This window comes from Frondihabitans sp. PhB161 (assembly GCF_003814635.1).
In the GTDB taxonomy this organism is placed as follows: Bacteria; Actinomycetota; Actinomycetes; order Actinomycetales; family Microbacteriaceae; genus Frondihabitans.
On the sequence record NZ_RKQW01000002.1, the window covers coordinates 351,367 to 370,522 of the forward strand.

Genomic DNA, 19,156 nt, shown 5'->3' on the forward strand with positions numbered 1-19,156 from the left:
GGAGGCTCCGTCCAGGCTCGACTGACTGACTGGGCTCCTCGGCTCGACGACGCGCCCCCGACTCCCCCCGAGAGGACACCCCCGTGCGCCCGATCGTCCGCAGCAGCCTCGCCCTGCCGCTCCTCTTATTGGCCGTCTGCGTGCCTGTCGCGTGGATCCTGCTCTCGCCCGCCGCTGCGGCAGCCCTGACGGCCCTCGCGCTGCTCGAGATCGCGATGGCCGCCGACACGTCGGTGCCGATGGCCGGGATCGCGGCAAGGATCCAGCATCCCGCCCGACGACTCTTCCTCTCTGTCGGTCTGGTCCTCGGAGTCCTCGCCATGAGGTTGCTGCTCCCGCCGACCGCCGTGGCCGTGACGCAGGCCGAGTCGCCGGCCGACGCCGCGGCGGAGGCCGTCCTCCAACCCGGCCTCTTCGCAGCGCATCTGGCGGCGGCCCGACCCGGCATCGCCGCGTTCGGCGCCGTGTTCATCTGGCTGGTGTTCTCGGAGTACCTCTTCAACGTCGAACGGACGAGCCGCCGGGCGTGGCTGGGCCGCGTCGAAGCCGCCCTCGCGCGAGTCCGCTTTCCCCGCGCAGCCGCACTCGGCGTGGGGGTGGCGGCCGCCGCGGTCTCCGTCGCTCTGGCCGACCCGTCCGTCCGGGGCGCAATCGCGATCGGCAGCGCCACCGGGATCGCGGCCTACCTCGCGAACAAGGTCGTGGCCGCCTGGGCGACCCGCGACGGGGCAGCGGGCTGGAAGCTCCACCTGCATGCCGCGACAGTGGTCTTCGAGCGCGGCCTGACCGTGTTCATGCTCTTCGAGATCCTCGACGGGTCGTACACGCTCTCGTCGACGAGCTCGTCCCCCGGGTTGAACTACCTCGAAGAAGCCGCGGTGGCCGTCGTCGGGGTGGCAATCGGAGCCGTCTTCCTTGCTCGCCTCACAGCGACGGTCAACGCCGAGCGCGGGCTCAAGCGCCTCCGCTATCTCAAGGCGGGAGCGGCCTACGTCCTCGGTGTGCTCTCCGTTCTCCTCTGGGCGAGCCTCGCCGTACCCATCCCCGGCGGACTGGCCGGCTGGTTCGGCAGCGTCATCATCGGCCTCGCGCTGCTGACGTCGATCCCTCGCAGGCGCTCGCTCCGCAACCAGGATCCGGTCGCTCCCGCTTCGTGAGTATGTCTCGATGGTCACGGCTCGGTAACAACGGAAAATCGAGCAAACCATTCCAGGGGTGGTGGCGAACACATGACATCGGGCAAACGCCCACTGAGTACCCAAGAGGCATTCACAATTTATCCACGTAAGGAACAGCTCATGCGCAAGTTCTCGAAAGCTACAGTCGGATTCGCTACCGCCGGCCTCCTCGTCGCCGGCGTCACCGGCCTCGGCGTCTCCACCGCCTACGCCGCCCCCTCGTCCTCGAACGTCCACCTCGCCGCGTCCTCGTCGACCGTCCCCGCCCCGGCCGCGGCCGTCCCCGAGATCTTCGGCGGAGACACCTCCGTCGCCCTCGACAGCGACTTCCTCGCCGCGTTGAAGAGCCTCGGCCTCACCCCCTCCACCGAGGGCAAAGCCACCCTCACCGGCAGCGACATCGCCTTCCCCATCACCGGCGGATCGCTCGTCTACTGGAGCCCTGACGGCTCCTACCGCCCCTACGTCCAGGGCATCGTCGAGCACGACGGATCCGGCCTGAACCTCACCGCCGGCTCCACCAAGGTCACCCTCGAGAACTTCACCGTCAACCCGGGCAACTCCAAGCTCTACGGCGACGTCCTCGTCAACGGCAAGATGGCCGTCCAGCAGGCCTACATCTTCTCCCTCCACGGCGGCAGCCTCAAGCCCCTCTCCATGGACGGCAAGAACGGCGTCCTCACCGGCACCACCGTCCACGTCTCCGGCGTCGCCGCGAAACTCCTGAACTCCACCTTCAAGACCGACGCCGTCAAGGCCGACCTCCTCGTCGGAGTCGCCACCATCAGCGCCCAGATCACCGAGTAACACCCCCTCCCAGCACCATCCGAACGGCCCGTCGCACCCTGTGCGACGGGCCGTTCGGCGCGCGCCCAGCAGAAACCGGCGTGCGGGCCTCTGTCGGAGGCCATAGCTAGGCTGGAACGACACCGACTGAGTGAAGGGCCGACTGTGAAGCCGCTGACCGAAGACGACATCCGCTCGTCGTTCGTGAACGCCCTCCCCGGCGATCTCGACCGTCTGCCCATTCCCGGGCTGCACGAGATGCTCTGGGAGGAGCGCGAATTCCTCGGGTGGCGCGACAGCCAGGCCCATCTGCGCGGGTACATCGTCGTCTGGATGGACGACCGGCCAACCGGCCTCGTCGTCCGCACCGCCTCCACGACATTGCGCCCCGGTATCGCCGCCATGTGCTCCCTCTGCCACTCTCCCCAACCCGCCACCCAGGTGCGACTGTTCACAGCACCCCGGGCTGGCGAGGCCGGGCTGAACGGCAACACCCTCGGCACGTACATCTGCGAAGACCTCGCGTGCTCCCTCCTCATCCGCATCGCACCGCCCCATCTCAATCCTCCGGAGCGGATCGCCGAACGCGCCGCCGGGCTTCTGGCGCGCGTGCAGAGCTTCACGGCCGGGGTCATGAAGACGGCAGGCTGACGCCTGTCGACCGAACACTGCTTCTCGGAGTCGGCTCGCAGACTCGCGACGTAGCCTGCCGAATCACATGAGTCGCATAAGAAGGTCGTAGCAATGCTGCAGAAATCGAAGCTCCGGTGGATCCCCGCGATCGCCGTACCCGCCGTCGTCATCGCGGGCGCGGTCGCCATTCCCAGCATGGCCAACGCCGGTGTCTCGTTGCCCTCCAAGTCAGCGGCGCAGATCGTGGCTCTCGCTGAGAAGAGCGCGGGCACGTCGTTCTCCGGCACCGTCGAGCAGACGGCCAACCTCGGTCTTCCCGACCTCTCGTCGTTCGCCGGGGCGACTTCGAGCGGTGACGGCTCGGGCGTCTCCGACATCGTCAGCCAGCTGAGTGGCACGCACAAGGCCCGAGTGTTCGTCGACGGCTCCTCGAAGTCGCGCGTCCAGACGCTCGACCAGCTCGCGGAGCGCGACGTCATCCGTAACGGCACCTCTGTCTGGGCCTACGACTCCAGCGACAAGTCGGCCGTGCACCTCGCCCTCCCCAGCCGAGACGGAGACACGCCCTCGGCCGGCGCGACGCCCTCCACCGGTGCTGTGCCGACCGACCCGGCCACCGCCGCAGCCTCGGCCCTCAAGGCAATCGGTCGCTACACGACGGTCTCGACCTCCGACAACGTTCGCATCGCCGGCCAGAAGGCCTATCAGGTCACGCTCGAGCCCAACGACTCGAGCAGCCTGATCACGACCGCAACCCTGGCCGTCGATGCCACGACCGGGGTTCCGTTGCGAGTCGCGGTGACGGCCAAGGGCCAGACCGACCCGGCCTACTCCGTCTCGTTCACCTCGATCGACTACTCCACCCCGGCGGCCTCGACGTTCGCCTTCACGCCCCCGCAGGGCGCCACCGTGAAGAAGATCGCGGTGCCCGACCGCTCGGCGCACGCGGGCGGCACGACCACGAAGTCCCATCCCGGCATCACCAGCCGCAACGACCGCATCGCGAAGGCGAAGGCAGAAGCCCAGCCGACCGTCATCGGCACCGGTTGGTCGACCATCATCGGCGCGAAACTTCCCACATCGGCGATCAGTGCGCTTTCCAGCGACGACACGCTCGGTCAGGTCTTCACACCGGTCGACGGCGGACGCCTGCTGAAGACGGCACTGGTCACCGTGCTGATCACCGACGACGGCGAGGTGTACGCGGGCGCCGTGACCCCCTCTGCCCTCCAAGCCGCCGTCGCCGCGCAGTAACCCCCGCTCTGCCACCCGTGACCGCCGACCCCCTCGTGGCGACGACCGAACTCGCAATCGAGACGACGGGCCTCACCAAGGCCTTCGGACGCCAGCGGGCCGTCCACGACGTCGACCTCGCGGTGCCTCGCGGAAGCGTCTACGGCTTTCTCGGGCCGAACGGCTCGGGTAAGACGTCGACCATCCGCATGCTCCTCGGTTTGACTCAGGCGACCGGCGGCGACATCCGGCTTTTAGGATCCCGCATGCCCGACGATCTTCGAAGCGTCCTGCCGCGTGTCGGCGCCCTGGTCGAAGGTCCCGCGTTCGCGCCCTACCTCTCCGGTCGGGCCAATCTGCGCCGGCTCGACACGGCCGACCGTGATGCGCCCGGCGCGACCCGCAAGTCCCGTGTCGACGAGGCCCTCGACCGGGTCGGGCTCGGTCATGCCGCCGACAAGAAGGCCCACGCCTACTCGCTCGGGATGAAGCAGCGGCTCGGAATCGCCGGCGCACTACTCATGCCGCGCGACCTGCTCATCCTCGACGAGCCGAGCAATGGCCTCGACCCGCAGGGCACGCGCGAGGTGAGGTCGCTCATCGGCTCTCTCGCCGCCGACGGCACCACGGTGTTCTTGTCGAGCCATCTCCTCAGCGAGATCGAGCAGATGTGCACGCACGTCGGCGTGATGAGTGCGGGGCGCCTGCTGCTTCAGGGCACGCTCGACGACGTGCGGCGTCAGGGTGTGCAACGCGTCACCGTCGTCACACCGGATGCCGAGGCGGCGCAGCGGATCCTTGCGTCTCTCGGCCTCGAACCCGAGCTCCTGCCGACGGGTGTCTCTGCTGCGCTGCCGACCACCGAACAGGAGCCGGAACGCCTGAATGCGGCCCTGGTCGCCGGTGGTGTGCGCGTGCGCGGCTTCTCGGTGTCGGGAGCGACCCTCGAGGATCGCTTCGTCGACCTGACCGGAGAGGGATTCGCCGTTGCCGAATGACACCGTGCCCGCTGGCACCGCGCCGAACAAGACGGCCTCTCGACCCGCGGGCGGAAGCTCGCTGGGGCTCGCGCTGCTCGGGTCCGAGATCCGGACGCTCTTCCGTCGAGTGCGGACCATCGCCATGCTGGGCGCGCTGGCGGCCATCCCCATCCTCTTGGCGATCGCCGTGCGGGTGACGTCCGACGGAGGAGGAGGCGGGCCGGCGTTCCTCGGCGACATCACCCAGAACGGTCTCTTCGTCTCGCTCACGGCCCTCGTGGTCGCCATCCCCCTGTTCTTGCCCCTCACCGTCGGCGTCGTCGCGGGCGACACGATCGCCGGTGAGGCCGGTGCCGGAACGCTGCGCTACCTGCTCGTCGCCCCGGCCGGACGCGTGCGCCTGCTGGTCGTGAAGTACCTCGCGACGGCGCTGTTCTGCCTCACCGCGACCCTCGTCGTCGTGGTCGTCGGCGGAATCATCGGGGCGATCCTCTTTCCGGTGGGGCCGGTCACGCTTCTCTCCGGGCAGACCGTCTCCTTCGGCGAGTACGTGCTCCGCCTGCTGCTCCTGGCCCTGTACGTCAACGTCTCACTGCTCGGGCTGTCGGCGATCGGTCTCTTCATCTCGACGCTGACCTCGGTGCCCGTCGGAGCCATGGCGGCGACCATCGTGCTGTCGACGGTGGCGCAGATCCTCGGGTCATTGCCCCAACTGGAGTTCCTCCACCCGTGGCTCTTCACCGATCACTGGCTCGAGTTCGGCGACCTCCTCCGCACACCGCTCTCGTGGGAGTCGTTCGGCGACAACGCCCTGCTTCAAGCGGGCTACATCGTTGTCTTCGGCTTTCTCGCGTGGGGTCGCTTCTCGACCAAAGACATCCTGAGCTGAGGCGACCTCGGCGAGCGCCGCTGTCCCCCGCAAGCTGGACTCGGCACGACGTGGCGAGACTACGGTCACGGTCGTAAGGGTCGTCGGAGTCGACGCCCGGAAGGAGCCCCTCATGACCACCGATCTCACCGGCCGCCGCGTTCTGGCCATCGTCACGAACTACGGCATCGAACAGGACGAACTCGTCAAGCCCGTCGAGCACCTGCGCCAGGCGGGCGCGCACGTCGACATCGCCGCCACCACGCTCGACCCGATCGAGACCCTCGTGGACGACAAGAAGCCGGGCCAATCGGTCACGCCGACAATCACCCTCGACGACGCCGACCCCGCCGCCTACGGTCTTCTGCTCGTCCCGGGCGGCACCATCAATGCCGACACCCTCAGGACGTCCGAGCGTGCCGTCGAGATCGTGCGATCCGTCGTCGACGCCCACGGCGCCATCGCGGCGATCTGCCACGCGCCCTGGACCCTCGTCGAGTCGAAGGTCGTGTCGGGCAAAAAGCTCACGTCGTTCCCGTCGCTCCGCACCGACGTCGTGAACGCGGGCGGCGACTGGGTCGACCAGTCGGTGGTGCGCGACGACTCGAGCTCGTGGACGCTCATCACGTCACGGAACCCGGACGACATCCCCGACTTCCTGCGCGAGATCGACAAGGTGCTGGAGTCGCTCGAGACGCCGCAGCAGCCGGTTCTCTAGAGGCGAGTCGGCGAGCGGGGGCAGACCGACGCGACGGGTCTCAGTAACCGGCCGTGTCGGATCCTGCGCCCGCGGTGTCGTCGGCGGCGAGCATCGCTCGCGAGCCCGAGACCCCGAGGCGGGTGGCGCCCGCGGCGACCATCCGGCGGGCGTCGTCGAGGCTGCGGACGCCACCGGAAGCTTTGACGCCGAGGCGCGGAGCGACGGTCGCGGCCATGAGCGCGACAGCGTGCTCGGTGGCCCCGCCGGTGGGGTGGAAGCCCGTCGACGTCTTCACGAACTCGGCGCCCGCGCTCTCGGCGGCCTTCGAGACCGCGACGATCTCATCGTCGGTCAGGGCTGCCGACTCGATGATGACCTTGAGGACCGTGGGGGCCGGCGCGGCGGCTCGAACCGCGGCGATGTCACGCTCGACGCTGTCGAAGTCGCCGGCCTTCGCCGCGCCGATGTCGATCACCATGTCGATCTCGTCGGCCCCGAGCGAGACCGACTCGGCTGCCTCGGCGGCCTTGACCGCAGAGGTGTGCTTGCCGCTCGGGAACCCGCAGACCACCGCGACCTTGAGGTCAGACCCCTCGGGGATCACGACGGGCAGCATCGAGGGCGAGACGCACACCGAGTAGGTGCCGAGCTCGGCGGCCTCGGCGATGAGGGCGTCGACGTCGGCGCGGGTCGCCTCCGGTTTGAGCAGCGTGTGGTCGATGAGGCGTGCAATGTCTGAGGGCATGAGACCAGGCTAGTCGCCTCGAATTCGAAGGGGATCCGCCCCGCCCGATACCGTGGGGGCTGACCATGTGGGTGTTCGACGAGAGGCGGAGGTACGCGTGAAGAGAGGGCAACTCCGCGTGTTGCTCGGCGCCGCCCCCGGTGTCGGCAAGACCTTCACGATGCTCGAAGAGGGCTTACGGCTGAAAGCCGAGGGGCGTGACGTCATCGTGGCTGTCGTCGAGACGCACGGCCGGGCTGCGACCGCCGCTCTCACCGACTCACTCGAGATCCTCCCCCGAGTGGTCTCGCGGCATCGCGGGGTCGAGCTCACCGAGCTCGACGTCGCCGGGGTCATCGCTCGCCGCCCGAGCCTCGCCCTGGTCGACGAACTCGCCCACACCAACGCCCCGGGCAGTCGCAACGAGAAGCGCTGGCAAGACGTGCTCGACCTGCTCGAAGCGGGCATCGACGTCATCTCGACCGTCAACGTGCAGCACATCGAATCGCTGAGCGACGTAGTGGAGCAGATCACTGGCGCACCGCAGCGCGAGACGATCCCCGACGCCGTGCTCCGTTCGGCCGACCAGATCGAAGTGATCGACCTCGCCCCGCAGGCTCTCCGCGATCGCCTCGCCGAGGGCAACGTGTATCCCGCCGCCCGCATCGACGCCGCCCTCTCCAACTACTTCCGGCTCGGCAATCTGACGGCCCTCCGCGAGCTCGCCCTGCTGTGGCTGGCCGACGAGGTGGAGTCGTCGCTCAAGGCCTACCGGGCCGAACACGGCATCGACAGCAAGTGGGAGACCCGCGAACGCGTCGTCGTGGCCCTGACCGGCGGCCCCGAGGGCGACACCCTCGTCAAACGCGGCGCCCGGATCGCCGCCCGCTCGGCAGGAGGCGATCTCATCGTCGTGCACGTCAGCCGGCAGGACGGCCTCGCCGAAACGCACCCCGGTGCGCTCGCCTCGCAGCGTGCACTCGCGGAGAAGCTCGGTGGCAGCTACCACCAGGTGATGGGCGACGATGTTCCGCGCGCCCTGGTCGACTTCGCGAAGTCGATGAACGCCACCCAGCTCGTGATCGGGGTCAGTCGACGCTCGCGACTCGCGGCAGCACTGTCGGGCCCCGGCATCGGCGCGACGGTGATCCGCGAATCCGGCGCCATCGACGTGCACATCGTCTCGCACGCCCGCGCGGGCGGCCAGTTCACTCTCCCCCGCGTCGGCGGTGCTCTGACACTGCAGCGCCGGCTCATCGGCCTCGCCCTGACGATCGCGCTCGGGCCGCTCGTGACCTGGCTCCTCACGGCGCTCCGCTCCGACGACACCCTCACCAGCGACGTGCTCGTCTACCAGCTGCTCGTCGTCGTGATCGCCCTCGTCGGCGGCATCTGGCCGGCCCTCGTCGCCGCCGTGCTCTCCGGGCTCACCCTGGATTTCTTCTTCGTGCAACCGATCCACAGCGTGACGATCGATCAACCGTTGCACTTCATCGCCCTGGGCCTCTACGTGGTCAATGGCCTGCTCGTCTCGTACGTCGTCGACCAGGCGGCCCGCCGATCCCGATCTGCCGCCCGAGCCCTCGCCGAATCCGAGCTCCTTGCGACCGTCGCCGGGAGCGTGCTGCGCGGCCAAGACGCCCTCGAGGCCCTCGTGTCACGCACCCGCGAGGTCTTCGGCCTCACCAGCGTGCGAGTGCTCGCAGATGGCGAAGTGGTGTCGGAGTCCGGGCAGCCCGACCGCGACGACCGGATCACGACGGTGCCGGCCGGGTCACACGGCTCGCTCGAGCTCCGCGGGCCCACCCTCGCCGCCACCGAACAGCGTCTGCTCGGCGTCATCGCCACTCAGGTCGACGCCGCCCTCGAACGATCCGCCCTCCGGCAGGCGGCCGACGAGGTAGCCCCCCTCGCCCAGGCCGACCAGATGCGCACCGCGCTGCTCGCCGCGGTCGGCCACGACCTCCGTCGACCGCTCGCCGCCGCCACTGCCGCCGTGACGGGCCTCCGCTCCCCCGGTGTCGAGTGGTCGGCTGCCGACCGCGACGAACTCCTCACGACCGCGAGCGAGAGCCTCGACTCGCTCGCGACCCTCGTCACCAACCTGCTCGACGTGTCGCGGGTGCAGGCCGGCGTCCTCGCGGTGTCACTCGCGGCGGTCGACGTCGACGACGTGGTTCTCGGGTCACTCGACGAACTGAGCCTCGGCCCCGACCGGGTCGAACTCGGACTGGCCGACTCCCTCCCCCCGGCGCTCGCCGACGGGGTGCTTCTGCAGCGGATCGTCGTCAACCTGCTCGACAACGCCATTCGCCACGCACCACCGTCGACGAGGGTCCGCGTCGCGGCGAGCGAGTTCGGTGGACGAGTCGAACTTCGGGTCGCCGATCACGGCCCGGGGATCTCGAAGGAGCGACGAGACGAGGTGTTCGTTCCGTTCCAGCGACTCGGCGACACCGACAACACCACGGGGCTCGGGCTCGGGCTCGCGCTGTCACGGGGGTTCGCCGAGGGCATGGGCGGTACGCTCGACGCCGAAGACACACCGGGAGGTGGGCTCACGATGGTGGTGTCACTTCCCGTGGCGGCTGGCGCGGAGTCGAGCGGCGGTGGGCCCGGATCCTCGGCTTCGCCCGCCCGCGAAAAGGAGCCTGACGCATGAAGATCCTCGTGGCCGACGACGACCCGCAGATCATCCGGGCCCTGCGAATCACGCTCGGCGCCGCCGGATACGAGGTGGTCACCGCTGCCGACGGCGCCGCCGCCCTCGCGCAGGCCATCTCGCAGCACCCCGACATCGTGATGCTCGACCTCGGCATGCCGCACCTCGACGGGGTCCAGGTCGTTCAGGCGCTGCGGGGCTGGTCGCAGGTGCCGATCCTCGTCGTCTCGGGCCGCACCGGTGCCGCCGACAAGGTCGACGCCCTCGACGCGGGCGCCGACGACTACGTGACGAAGCCCTTCGCGATGGACGAACTGCTGGCCCGCATCCGAGCTCTCACCCGTCGGCTCGCGGGGCCGAGCGAGTCGTCGACCGTGCGCCTCGGCGACATCGCCATCGACATGGCGTCGCGCGTCGTCACCGGGCCGGACGGCGCGATTCGACTCACTCCGACCGAGTGGCGCCTGCTCGAGCTGCTCGTGCAGAACCCGGGCCGGCTCATCACGCGGGAGGCCATGCTCACCCAGGTGTGGGGTCCGTCGCACGCCCGCGACACCGGGTACCTCCGCCTGTACCTCGCGCAGCTGCGCAAGAAGCTCGAACCCGTGCCGGCCAGCCCGCGCTACTTCGTCACCGAGCAGGGCATGGGATACCGATTCGTGCCGCAGGGGCTCGCGTGAGACGGCGCAGCAGCGCGATCGCCGCCAGCGCTCTTGTCGCGGCCGTGCTGCTGACCGGCTGCACGGCGGGTGGGCAGGGTGGGAGCGGCACCGAACCGGCATCGGTATCGGCCTCCGCACCCGATGCGGCGGGCACGACCGCGCCGAGCCCGACCCCGACCCCGACCCGGGCAACGACGACTCCGTCGACGAGGGCCGCATTCGCCGCTCTCGAGAACAAATACGGCGCACGACTCGGTGTCTTCGCCGTCGACACCAGCGCCACCTCCGGCAGCGAGACGACCATCGCCTATCGCCCCGGCGAGCGCTTCGCCTTCGCCTCGACCTACAAGGCCCTGGCCGCCGGCATCCTCTTCAAACAGTCGACCGAAGACGAGCTCGACCACACGATTCACTACACGGAGAGCGACCTCGTCGACTACTCCCCCGTCACCGAGAAGCGTGTCGCCAGCGGCATGACCGTGCGCGAGATCATCGCCGCCGCTCTCCAGTACAGCGACAACACCGCCGCCAACCTGATGCTCGATCAGCTGGGTGGCCCCGCCGGGCTGGCCGAATCGCTCCGCTCGCTCGGAGACACGACTACCAGGGTCGACCGTCCCGAACCCGGCGTGAATGAGGCGATACCCAAGGATCCGCGCGACACCACGACACCCGCAGCCATCGCGGGCGACCTCCGCTCGTTCCTCCTCGGCGGTGCGCTCGCTACCCCGCGCCGCTCCGAGATGACCACCCTCATGCTCGGCAACACCACCGGCGCGCCCTGGATCCGCGCGGGAGTGCCCTCGACGTGGAAGATCGCTGACAAGACCGGCAATGCGTCGTACGGCACGCGCAACGACATCGCCGTCGCCTACCCGCCGGGGCGCGCGCCAATCGTCATCGCGCTGCTCAGCGATCGAGGCACGGTCGACGCTACGAGCGACGACGGGCTGCTGGCCGACGCCACTCGCGTCGTGGTGGGCGCGCTCGAGTAGTCCCGCTGCCGGCCCGGCCGCCAATTTGAGAGCGATTCGGCCTATCGCCACCACGCTCGCCCGGATCCGCGCGGCCGAGATTTGAGATCACTCGCAAATTGGCGGCCCGGCGGCCTGACAGCCGGCGGCCGAAGCACGCCCCGGACCTAGGGGTGCCTCACCCCGTCACCCGCGAGCACAGCGCGGTAGCCCTCGCGATAGGTCGGGTAGGCGAACTCGAATCCCGTGGAATGCAGGAGGGCGTTGTCGCAGCGCTTGTCTCCGGCTGCTCCCCTGGCCATCTCGGCTCCTTCGCTCGGTTCGTCGACGTCAAGCTCGGCAGCGATGAAGCGCAGGACGTCGGAGAGGGGCGCCGACTCGTCGTCGACCCCCAGCACGACCGGAGGAGGCGTGGCAACGTCGAGGGCGAGGTGCACGATGGCCGCCGCCGCATCGTCGCGGTGGATGCGGTTCGTGTGCGGCGAGTTGCGCGGGGCGTGCGCGCCCTGGCGCACCTGGTCGATGAGACGCTCGCGGCCGGGTCCGTAGATGCCGCCGAGGCGGAGGGAGACGGACTTCCAGCCCGACGCGGCGGACCGGGAGGCGAGCAGCTGCTCGGCCTCGAGCAGGATCGCGGCGGTGGGGCCCGACGCCGTGGCCGGGGTGTCTTCATCGACCACGCTGCCGTCGGCCACGTCGTAGACGGCCGTCGAGGAGACGAACACGATCCGCGGCGACGCCCCCGAGGCGGCGACGGCGTCGAGCACGTGCCGGAGCCCGTCGAGATAGGTGACGCGATAGACGTCGGGGTCTCGGCTGCCGGCGGCGAGCGCGACGACGACCACGGCGGTATCCGCCGGGATCACGGGTGCGTCGACGGAGAGGTCGAGGCTCTGCCGGTCGAAGGAGCCGGGCAGCAGGTCGGCCTGGCGTCGGATTCCGACCACTCGCAGGCCTCGGTCAGCGAATCGAAGGCCGGCCTCGGTGCCGAGGTCGCCGGATCCTGCGATGATTGCCGTTCGCCAGGCAGCAGCGCCCGGGAAACGGTGCGACGAGTCGCTCATGCGGCGCTCATCTCGAGCTCGGAGGCGGCGGCCCCGTCGGCGCCGAAGACGAGGCGACGGTTGGCGACCTTGTCGGCGAAGAAACGATCGTGGCTGACGACGATGACGGCGCCCGGGAAGTGCTGCAGAGCCCGCTCCATCACCTGCGTGCTGGCGAGATCGAGGTGATTGGTCGGCTCGTCGAGGAGCAGGACCGACGCGCCCGACAGCAGGCACTGGGCCATCGCGACTCTCGCCCGCTGGCCTCCCGAGAGGGTGCGGATGCGGCTCTGCAGGTCGGCCTCCGAGAACTGGAACATCGTCAAGAAGCGGCCCACCGATTTGCGCGTGGCGGTCAGCGCGAGACTGTCGGGCATCGCGTTGACCGCGTGAGTGACCGTGTCGTCGCCGTCGAGCTCGTCGAGCATGCGGTTGTACGAGACCACCTTCGCTCCGGCGGCCCAGTTCGCCGAACCGCTGTCGGCCTTCTCGTCACCCGTCAACACGCGCAGCAGCGTGCTCTTGCCCGAGCCGTTCGAACCGAGCACCACGATGCGATCGCGTCGCCGCACCTCGAACGAGACGCCCTCGAACAGCGTTCGATCGCCGTAGCTCTTCGCGAGCCCCTCGATGCGACCGAGGACGTCTTTGACGTGCAGGCCGCCGTAGATCTCGGTGATGATCTGGTCGACGGGTCGCGGCGTGCGAGCTTTCTTGATCTTCGAGAGCTCTTTCGAGAGCCCTGTACCGGCCTTCGCCGCCTTGACCGCCTCGCGACGGTCAGAGATCCCCTCCGACTCGAACGCGAGCAACTCCGACTCGTGAGCGAACTGCTGCTCGAGCGTCTTCAGCCGGAACTGCTTCTGCACGATGTACTCGCCGAAGTTGCCGGGGTACTCGTGCAGGTGGAAGTTCTCGACCTCGACGATGCGGGTCGCGATCGCGTCGAGGAAGCTCCGATCGTGCGAGACCACGATGGCGGCACCCTTGAAGTCGCGGAACCAGGCCTCGAGCCACTCCACGCCCGCGACGTCGAGGAAGTTCGTCGGCTCGTCGAGGAGAAGGACGTCAGGATCCTGCAGCACGATCTTCGCCAGGGCCGCCCGGTTGCGCCACCCGCCCGAGAGGTCGTCGATCGCGCTCGTCCGGTGCGCGTCGTTGAACCCGAGCACGCTGAGCGCCGTGTCGATGCGGCGGCCGTACTCCCAGCCATCGAGGCGATCCATCTCGGCGAAGAGCTCGGACTGGCGCTCGATCAGCGCGGTCAGCTCGTCACCGCCGTCGGGATCCATCGCCACGACGGCAATCCGCTCGTCGATGGTGGCCAGCTCGGCCTCGATCGCGCGGATGTCGGCGAAGAGGGCCTCCAGCTCGGCGACGATGGTGAGCGTGCCGTCGAGCTCGGAGAACTGCGAGAAGTAGCCGACCTTCACACCCTGCTCGACAGTGACCGAGCCCTCGTCGGGTTCGACCTGCTCGAGAATCAGCTTCAGCAGCGTCGTCTTGCCCGAGCCGTTGCGCCCGATCAGGCCGATCCGGTCACCGGAGTCGAGCTTCAGGAAAGCCTCTCGCAGCACGGGACGGTTCTCGAAGCGGACGGAGACGTCGTTCAGACGGATGAGGCTCATAGGCGACAGTCTGACAGGAGCGCCTGCGCGGGAACTTTCTGGGCGCCCTCGGCGTTGGGGCGTGTAGACCGACAGACACAAGGAGGCACCGTGTCGAACGACTACCGCAAGACCCCCGAAGCTCTCGAGAAGCTGACGCCGCAGCAGTATCGCGTCACTCAGAAGAACGGCACCGAACCCGCGTTCCGCAACGAGTACTGGGACACCCACGACGACGGCATCTACGTCGACGTCGTCACCGGCGAGCCCCTCTTCTCGTCCATTGACAAGTACGACAGCCACACCGGCTGGCCGAGCTTCACCAAGCCGATCGAGCCCGCGAGCGTCACCACCAAGACCGATCGCAAGCTGTTCGTGAAGCGCACCGAGGTCAGGTCGGCCTCGGGCGACAGCCACCTGGGCCACGTCTTCCCCGACGGCCCGCTCGCGACCGGCGGCGACCGCTACTGCCTGAACTCCGCCGCCCTCCGCTTCGTCCCCGCCGACTCGCTCGAGACCGAGGGGTACGGCGCCTACTCAGCCCTGTTCACACCGAAGGAGAACCCCATGACCGACACCAGTGCCGCAACAGACACGGCAGCACACCAGGATCCGGCTCCCGCCACGACCGAGACCGCCCTCCTCGCCGGTGGTTGCTTCTGGGGCGCGCAGCAGCTGCTCCGCCGCCGGCCCGGCATCATCTCGTCGCGCGTCGGCTACTCCGGCGGCTCGGTGGAGAACGCCACGTACCGCAACCACACCGGCCACGCCGAGGCCGTCGAGATCGTCTTCGACCCCGCGGTGACGTCGTACCGCGAGATCCTGGAGTTCTTCTTCCAGATCCACGACCCGTCGACGAAGAACCGCCAGGGCAACGATGTCGGAGACAGCTACCGCTCGGCGATCTTCTACACCTCCGACGAGCAGAAGAGCATCGCACTCGACACCATCGCCGACGTGAACGAGTCGGGCCTCTGGCCGGGCAAGGTCGTCACCGAGGTCACCGCCGCCGGACCGTTCTGGGAGGCTGAGGAAGAGCACCAGGACTACCTCGAGAAAGACCCCTTCGGCTACACGTGCCACTTCGTGCGGCCGAACTGGCGTCTGCCGCAGCGGAACGCCGCGTAGTCGCCGCGTAGTCGCTTCTAGGCGCTGAGACCAGCGCCGGCACCGACGAGGCCGGGTCGCATCACCTTGCGAGGTGCATGCGATCCGGCCTTTTGTGCGGCAGGGCCTTTCGCGCGGCAGGGCCTTTCGCGCGCCAGTGCCTTTCGTGCGCCAGGGCCCGGTGTGGAGCGCGGCTCCGCCGGATCCTGCGCCCTGGTCAGCTAGAAGCCGACGCGGCGCTGCTGCTGCTGCGGCTCGCCGAATCCCGGCAGACCGAGCGACGAGAAGTCGGGCATGGGGATCTCGGGAAGCGGCGGAATCTCGCCGTCGTTCACGACGATGGGCGCGCCGGGGGTCCAGAGCACCCACGTCGCGTTGCCCTCGGCATCGATGAGGTCGAATTCGGCGGGCTCACCGGCGGCTGCTGCGTGGCGTAAACCGTCTTTGACCTCGACGAGCTGGGCGTCGCTGATGGCGATTTTCTGACCGGAGTAGACGATGTGCGGCATAGGCCGAGCGTAGGCCGGGCTGGTTCGCTCGGGCCGCCGAGATCGCAGTTGAGGTCGGGTGGCGGCGACCATTACCGCGATCTCGGCGCGGAGCCGTTCTTGCAGCGCCGACCTGGGCTCAGCTCAACGGAGCGAAAAGGCGCGACTGCTCAGACGACGACGTGACCACCGTGCTGACCGCGACACTGCCGAGGGGCATCGAGTCGAGCGCGCGACGGATAGCAGTGCGGCGATCTTCGCTCGTCGCCGAGACGTTCATGACAGCGCCGTTGGCAAGACGCGCCTGGATTTCAACGTGGAACACTGGGCGGCCCTCCTAGGTCGGTGGTGTCTAAGAGAAGTGTGCCCGTTCGAGCCCAAACCGAGAAACGTGAACTGACCCATTGCTTTCGGTACCGATGTGTGCCTGAGCGGCTCATGCGTCCTCGTCTCCCCAGCGGCCGCTTGCGTTCTCCGCGTTGCACCCTGTGGAGAACGCCCGCAGGATCCGTCACGGGTCGTCAGGATTTTCGGCATGGGAATTCGTTACTACGCCTATCCGATCCTCGCCTCCGACATCGATCTCGCCCGCCGCGACCCGGTCGGCTACCTCAACTCGCATCCCCTCGTCGACGACGACAAACCGTACGACGAGCAGCTGCGCCTCGACCTCGACAAATCGTGGCGCGACCTCCAGGAGCTCTTCACGGTGCCGCACTGCTCACCGGCCGAGTGGGGAATGGATCTCGTTCGCGGCAACGTCCACTACGACAGCGGTTTCGCTTATCAGCCGCACTACGCCGTGCTCACTCCGGAGCAGGTCGCGACCGTCGCGACCCAGATCGCACGCTTCGACAAGGTCGATGTCCTCGCCATGTACGTCGATGGTGGGCGAAGCCATGTGCGTGAGACGGGCCGGATCCGCGACTACACGAGCTACGTCGGGCACTTCCTGGCAGAAGCGCAGAAGTTCACGGCCGCCTGCGCGGAGGCCGGCTACGGCGTGATCTACACGATCGGCTGACCTTCATGGCCACCGATCCGTGGGTATTCGGAACGACGCAGCTCATAACGGTCGGGGTTGCCGGCCTCGCGTTCGTCGGAGTGGCTCTGACTGCCACATTGCACTGGCGCGCCGACCGGAGCGACGAGCTCTGGCGGCGAATGAAATGGGCCTTCGATCAGTGCTGGCACGATAGGGCAAGCGCTCGATCTGTCGGGCGCTTCGCCTTGCGGACGTTCGTCGACAGCGCCCACGAATCAGACCATCCTCAGCCTCCCGCGTCGGTTTCGAGCTACGATTTAGTGCTTATAGAACGGGTGCTAAATACACTACAAGAAGAGGAGGCCCCTTGATGGAAGCATGGGAGATAGCCGACGCGCAGCTCGCCGTGACGGTCTGTAAGGCTTTGAATAAACCACTCCCTGGATGGATCGCCGAGCTCGCAAAAGTGGAATTGAACAACATCCCCGAGTGCACCATGAGGGAGTTCCGACTATCAGTGCACGACACCGTGCCGAAATACGCCGACATCGTCTATTGGCGTCGCGTGCCCTGGTGGAAGGTCTGGAAGCGCTGTCAATTCGAAGACCGGCCCCCGGAGCGGCTGACGAGGAAGAAACGGAAGGCGGCGCTTGAGCAGGCGGCTGCTGAGCATGACAACGCCGAACCGGGCTAAAACGCCGAGCTAGGCAGATCCTTCTCGTCTTCGGCGATCGCCCGGACGATGCGTTTCGCCACGTCATCGGGATCGAACCCGGCGCCCAGAGCGGGAGCAGTGCCAGCAATGGGGTGCTGAGAGAGTTCGGTGCCAATATGGCCGGGCCGGGCGTCGAGCAGCCGGATGCCCTGGCGCCGATACTCGCGAGAGGCGGCGGTCATGAACGCCGCGAGGCCCGCCTTCGCCGCCGAATAGGCAGCCATGCCCGCCGTCGGAACCTCGGCGACGATGCCGCTCAGCGTGACGATAAACGGTGAACCGCCCGCCTTCGCCGATTCGGCGAGCGCCGGCGTCGCCGCCCTGATGAGCCGAATCGGAGCCTGGAGGTTCACGTCGATCAATTCGTCGAGGGTGGCGTCGTCGATCTCGCCCGCCGGGCCGAAGGCGACCACGCCAGCGGCCACCACGACGCCGTCGAGCCGCCCGTGGGCCTCGAGGGCCGCGGCGACCAGCGAGGCTCCCCCCTCGGGCGATCGAAGGTCGGCCAGGTAGGCGCCGTCGCCGCTGAGACGTTCCGCGGTCCGGCCACCGCGTACGACGACCGCACCCGCCTCGGCAAGCTCCCGCGAGATTCGCGACCCGAGGCCTCCCGACGCTCCGACCACGAGAACAACCGCACCGCTGATGTCTGTCATTGCCCGCACGGTACCCGCTGCGGTGACGGAATGCCTGGCCCGGGGGCGACTCGCCCTCCAGGCCTGGTTAGGGGCGCTCGGAAGCGAGCGGCGTGATGCCAGACACGACGCTCTCGGCGTCGGGTATCCCGATGGACTGGAAGAGGGGAACCCATAGGGCCTTGAGACGCGCCTCGACACCCGGGCCACCCGGAGTCGGGAGGGCGCCGAGCACCCCGAAGGTGGCGTTGATGACGAGTTGTGCGGCGGCCTCTGAATCACCGAGAGGCGAGGATCGCGACCCGTCGAGTTCGGCCTCGATCTGGTCGCGGGCGAAGCGGTACCAGTCGTACCCGTCGGGCACCTCGATGTCTGCCCGTCGCAACTCGTGCAGGAGACGAATCGATCCGGCGGCGACCGGGCACTCCTGAGCGTTGAGCGCCGACGACAGCAGCATGGTCGCGAGCTTCTCGACGCCTCGCGATGCCGGGATCGCGTCGTCGAAGCGCTGCCATCGAGCCTGCTGATCGGCGATCACAGCCACGGCGAGACTGTGCTTCGACGGGAAGAGGTGGTAGCCGATGGCCGACTTCGGCTTGTTCATCGCCGCGGCAACACCCGAGAACGACGTGCCCTCGTACCCGTGCGCCGCGAATTCGGCACCGGCCGCCTCGACGATCTCCTGTCGAGCGCGAGCCATTCCTGCTTGGCGTTGATTCATGGAACCCCTCAGACGAGCGCTGCTCCGGGTCTTTCGATTCCCGGTCCCTCACTATACGATCATCTATGTCAGACGATCGTCTGGGATAACTGCGGCGATTCAGCGCGGCGACTCCTCGTGAGAAATGAGCCCGAAGATATGAGCGCGGAGAAATGAGCCCACAGATATGAGCGCGCAAGAATCGAGCGCGGTGAAATGACCCCACACCGCCATCCGCCTCACGCCGAGGTGTTCCGCAGCCTGGCTACCGGGCAGCCGATCCGCGTGTCGTGCACCTGCGATATCGCCCGCGACCACACCCATCTGGAATACCGAATGGCCCACCCGGGGCCGCCCGACCAGCTGAGAAGCGCTGCGGAGTCGATTCGCACCTACCTCGCCTCCTGGAAGACGGCATCCGTCGCGTCCCGGTCCACTCTGCGACAGGTGCCGACCGACTGGACCGGGTAGGTAAT

Annotated in this window: 21 protein-coding genes; 14 read left to right on the plus strand and 7 right to left on the minus strand. The window is 68.3% G+C overall.

Annotated features, from left to right (window positions below):
- Window positions 1-83: 83 nt before the first annotated feature.
- From EDF39_RS10345 to EDF39_RS10375, 7 genes are all read left to right on the plus strand, one after another.
- A complete protein-coding gene (locus EDF39_RS10345; protein ID WP_123942845.1) occupies window positions 84-1,157 on the plus strand; it encodes a DUF475 domain-containing protein in 1,074 nt (357 codons plus the stop codon).
- A 141-nt stretch (window positions 1,158-1,298) separates the two neighbouring features.
- The gene (locus tag EDF39_RS10350) at window positions 1,299-1,985 is read left to right on the plus strand and encodes a hypothetical protein (protein ID WP_123940349.1); all 687 of its coding nucleotides are present in this window, start codon (window positions 1,299-1,301) and stop codon (window positions 1,983-1,985) included.
- Between the two features lie 144 nt (window positions 1,986-2,129).
- Window positions 2,130-2,615: an FBP domain-containing protein gene (locus EDF39_RS10355; RefSeq protein ID WP_158613210.1), complete on the plus strand. Its 486-nt coding sequence runs from the start codon at window positions 2,130-2,132 to the stop codon at window positions 2,613-2,615.
- Window positions 2,616-2,708: 93 nt separating this feature from the next.
- Window positions 2,709-3,851, plus strand: a complete 1,143-nt coding sequence (locus tag EDF39_RS10360) for a sigma-E factor regulatory protein RseB domain-containing protein (RefSeq protein WP_123942850.1) — start codon at window positions 2,709-2,711, stop codon at window positions 3,849-3,851.
- A gap of 17 nt (window positions 3,852-3,868) precedes the next feature.
- Window positions 3,869-4,828 carry an ATP-binding cassette domain-containing protein gene (locus EDF39_RS10365; RefSeq protein ID WP_199726190.1) on the plus strand — a complete coding sequence of 320 codons (960 nt, stop codon included), beginning with the start codon at window positions 3,869-3,871 and terminating at the stop codon, window positions 4,826-4,828.
- The gene (locus EDF39_RS10370; protein WP_123942852.1) at window positions 4,818-5,699 is read left to right on the plus strand and encodes an ABC transporter permease; all 882 of its coding nucleotides are present in this window, start codon (window positions 4,818-4,820) and stop codon (window positions 5,697-5,699) included. The genes EDF39_RS10365 and EDF39_RS10370 overlap by 11 nt, the downstream gene beginning before the upstream one ends.
- A gap of 112 nt (window positions 5,700-5,811) precedes the next feature.
- Window positions 5,812-6,396 carry a type 1 glutamine amidotransferase domain-containing protein gene (locus EDF39_RS10375; protein ID WP_055963106.1) on the plus strand — a complete coding sequence of 195 codons (585 nt, stop codon included), beginning with the start codon at window positions 5,812-5,814 and terminating at the stop codon, window positions 6,394-6,396.
- A gap of 40 nt (window positions 6,397-6,436) precedes the next feature.
- Here EDF39_RS10375 and deoC read toward each other — a convergent pair whose 3' ends face one another.
- Window positions 6,437-7,123: a deoxyribose-phosphate aldolase gene (deoC, locus tag EDF39_RS10380; RefSeq protein ID WP_055963109.1), complete on the minus strand. Its 687-nt coding sequence runs from the start codon at window positions 7,121-7,123 to the stop codon at window positions 6,437-6,439.
- A 97-nt stretch (window positions 7,124-7,220) separates the two neighbouring features.
- On the opposite strand from deoC, the gene EDF39_RS10385 reads away from it, so the two are divergent.
- Genes EDF39_RS10385 through bla form a run of 3 tightly spaced genes read left to right on the plus strand, consistent with a single transcriptional unit; the run spans window position 7,221 to window position 11,421 of the window.
- The gene (locus EDF39_RS10385) at window positions 7,221-9,764 is read left to right on the plus strand and encodes an ATP-binding protein (protein WP_123942854.1); all 2,544 of its coding nucleotides are present in this window, start codon (window positions 7,221-7,223) and stop codon (window positions 9,762-9,764) included.
- Window positions 9,761-10,444, plus strand: a complete 684-nt coding sequence (locus EDF39_RS10390) for a response regulator (RefSeq protein ID WP_123942856.1) — start codon at window positions 9,761-9,763, stop codon at window positions 10,442-10,444. Before EDF39_RS10385 ends, EDF39_RS10390 begins: the two co-directional genes overlap by 4 nt.
- The gene (bla, locus tag EDF39_RS10395; protein ID WP_123942858.1) at window positions 10,441-11,421 is read left to right on the plus strand and encodes a class A beta-lactamase; all 981 of its coding nucleotides are present in this window, start codon (window positions 10,441-10,443) and stop codon (window positions 11,419-11,421) included. The genes EDF39_RS10390 and bla overlap by 4 nt, the downstream gene beginning before the upstream one ends.
- 146 nt (window positions 11,422-11,567) lie before the next feature.
- Here bla and EDF39_RS10400 read toward each other — a convergent pair whose 3' ends face one another.
- Both EDF39_RS10400 and EDF39_RS10405 read right to left on the minus strand, forming a co-directional pair.
- Entirely contained in the window at window positions 11,568-12,464 is an 897-nt protein-coding gene (locus tag EDF39_RS10400) for an NAD-dependent epimerase/dehydratase family protein (protein ID WP_123942860.1), read from the minus strand.
- On the minus strand, window positions 12,461-14,071 hold the full coding sequence (locus EDF39_RS10405) for an ABC-F family ATP-binding cassette domain-containing protein (RefSeq protein WP_123942862.1): 1,611 nt from the start codon (window positions 14,069-14,071) through the stop codon (window positions 12,461-12,463). Before EDF39_RS10405 ends, EDF39_RS10400 begins: the two co-directional genes overlap by 4 nt.
- Window positions 14,072-14,161: 90 nt before the next feature.
- Between EDF39_RS10405 and EDF39_RS10410 the strand changes: the two genes are divergently transcribed.
- Window positions 14,162-15,178 carry a bifunctional methionine sulfoxide reductase B/A protein gene (locus tag EDF39_RS10410; RefSeq protein WP_123942864.1) on the plus strand — a complete coding sequence of 339 codons (1,017 nt, stop codon included), beginning with the start codon at window positions 14,162-14,164 and terminating at the stop codon, window positions 15,176-15,178.
- 200 nt (window positions 15,179-15,378) lie between these two features.
- On the opposite strand, the gene EDF39_RS10415 is transcribed toward EDF39_RS10410, so the two are convergent.
- A complete protein-coding gene (locus EDF39_RS10415; protein ID WP_123942866.1) occupies window positions 15,379-15,666 on the minus strand; it encodes a hypothetical protein in 288 nt (95 codons plus the stop codon).
- Window positions 15,667-15,784: 118 nt separating this feature from the next.
- Window positions 15,785-15,970, minus strand: a complete 186-nt coding sequence (locus EDF39_RS10420; RefSeq protein ID WP_055963125.1) for an HPF/RaiA family ribosome-associated protein — start codon at window positions 15,968-15,970, stop codon at window positions 15,785-15,787.
- Window positions 15,971-16,180: 210 nt separating this feature from the next.
- Between EDF39_RS10420 and EDF39_RS10425 the strand changes: the two genes are divergently transcribed.
- Window positions 16,181-16,669: a DUF1877 family protein gene (locus EDF39_RS10425; protein ID WP_055963127.1), complete on the plus strand. Its 489-nt coding sequence runs from the start codon at window positions 16,181-16,183 to the stop codon at window positions 16,667-16,669.
- Window positions 16,670-17,000: 331 nt separating this feature from the next.
- Complete coding sequence (locus EDF39_RS10430; protein ID WP_123942868.1) at window positions 17,001-17,324, plus strand: hypothetical protein; 324 nt, start codon at window positions 17,001-17,003, stop codon at window positions 17,322-17,324.
- Here the strand turns inward: EDF39_RS10430 and EDF39_RS10435 are convergent.
- Both EDF39_RS10435 and EDF39_RS10440 read right to left on the minus strand, forming a co-directional pair.
- Window positions 17,321-18,001 (minus strand): SDR family oxidoreductase, encoded by a 681-nt coding sequence (locus tag EDF39_RS10435; protein WP_123942870.1) that lies wholly within the window; start codon window positions 17,999-18,001, stop codon window positions 17,321-17,323. The genes EDF39_RS10430 and EDF39_RS10435 overlap by 4 nt on opposite strands.
- Window positions 18,002-18,068: 67 nt before the next feature.
- Complete coding sequence (locus EDF39_RS10440) at window positions 18,069-18,701, minus strand: helix-turn-helix domain-containing protein (RefSeq protein ID WP_123942872.1); 633 nt, start codon at window positions 18,699-18,701, stop codon at window positions 18,069-18,071.
- Window positions 18,702-18,896: 195 nt separating this feature from the next.
- Here EDF39_RS10440 and EDF39_RS10445 point away from each other — a divergent pair, with 195 nt between their 5' ends.
- A complete protein-coding gene (locus EDF39_RS10445; protein WP_123942874.1) occupies window positions 18,897-19,151 on the plus strand; it encodes a hypothetical protein in 255 nt (84 codons plus the stop codon).
- The last annotated feature ends 5 nt before the right edge of the window (window positions 19,152-19,156 follow it).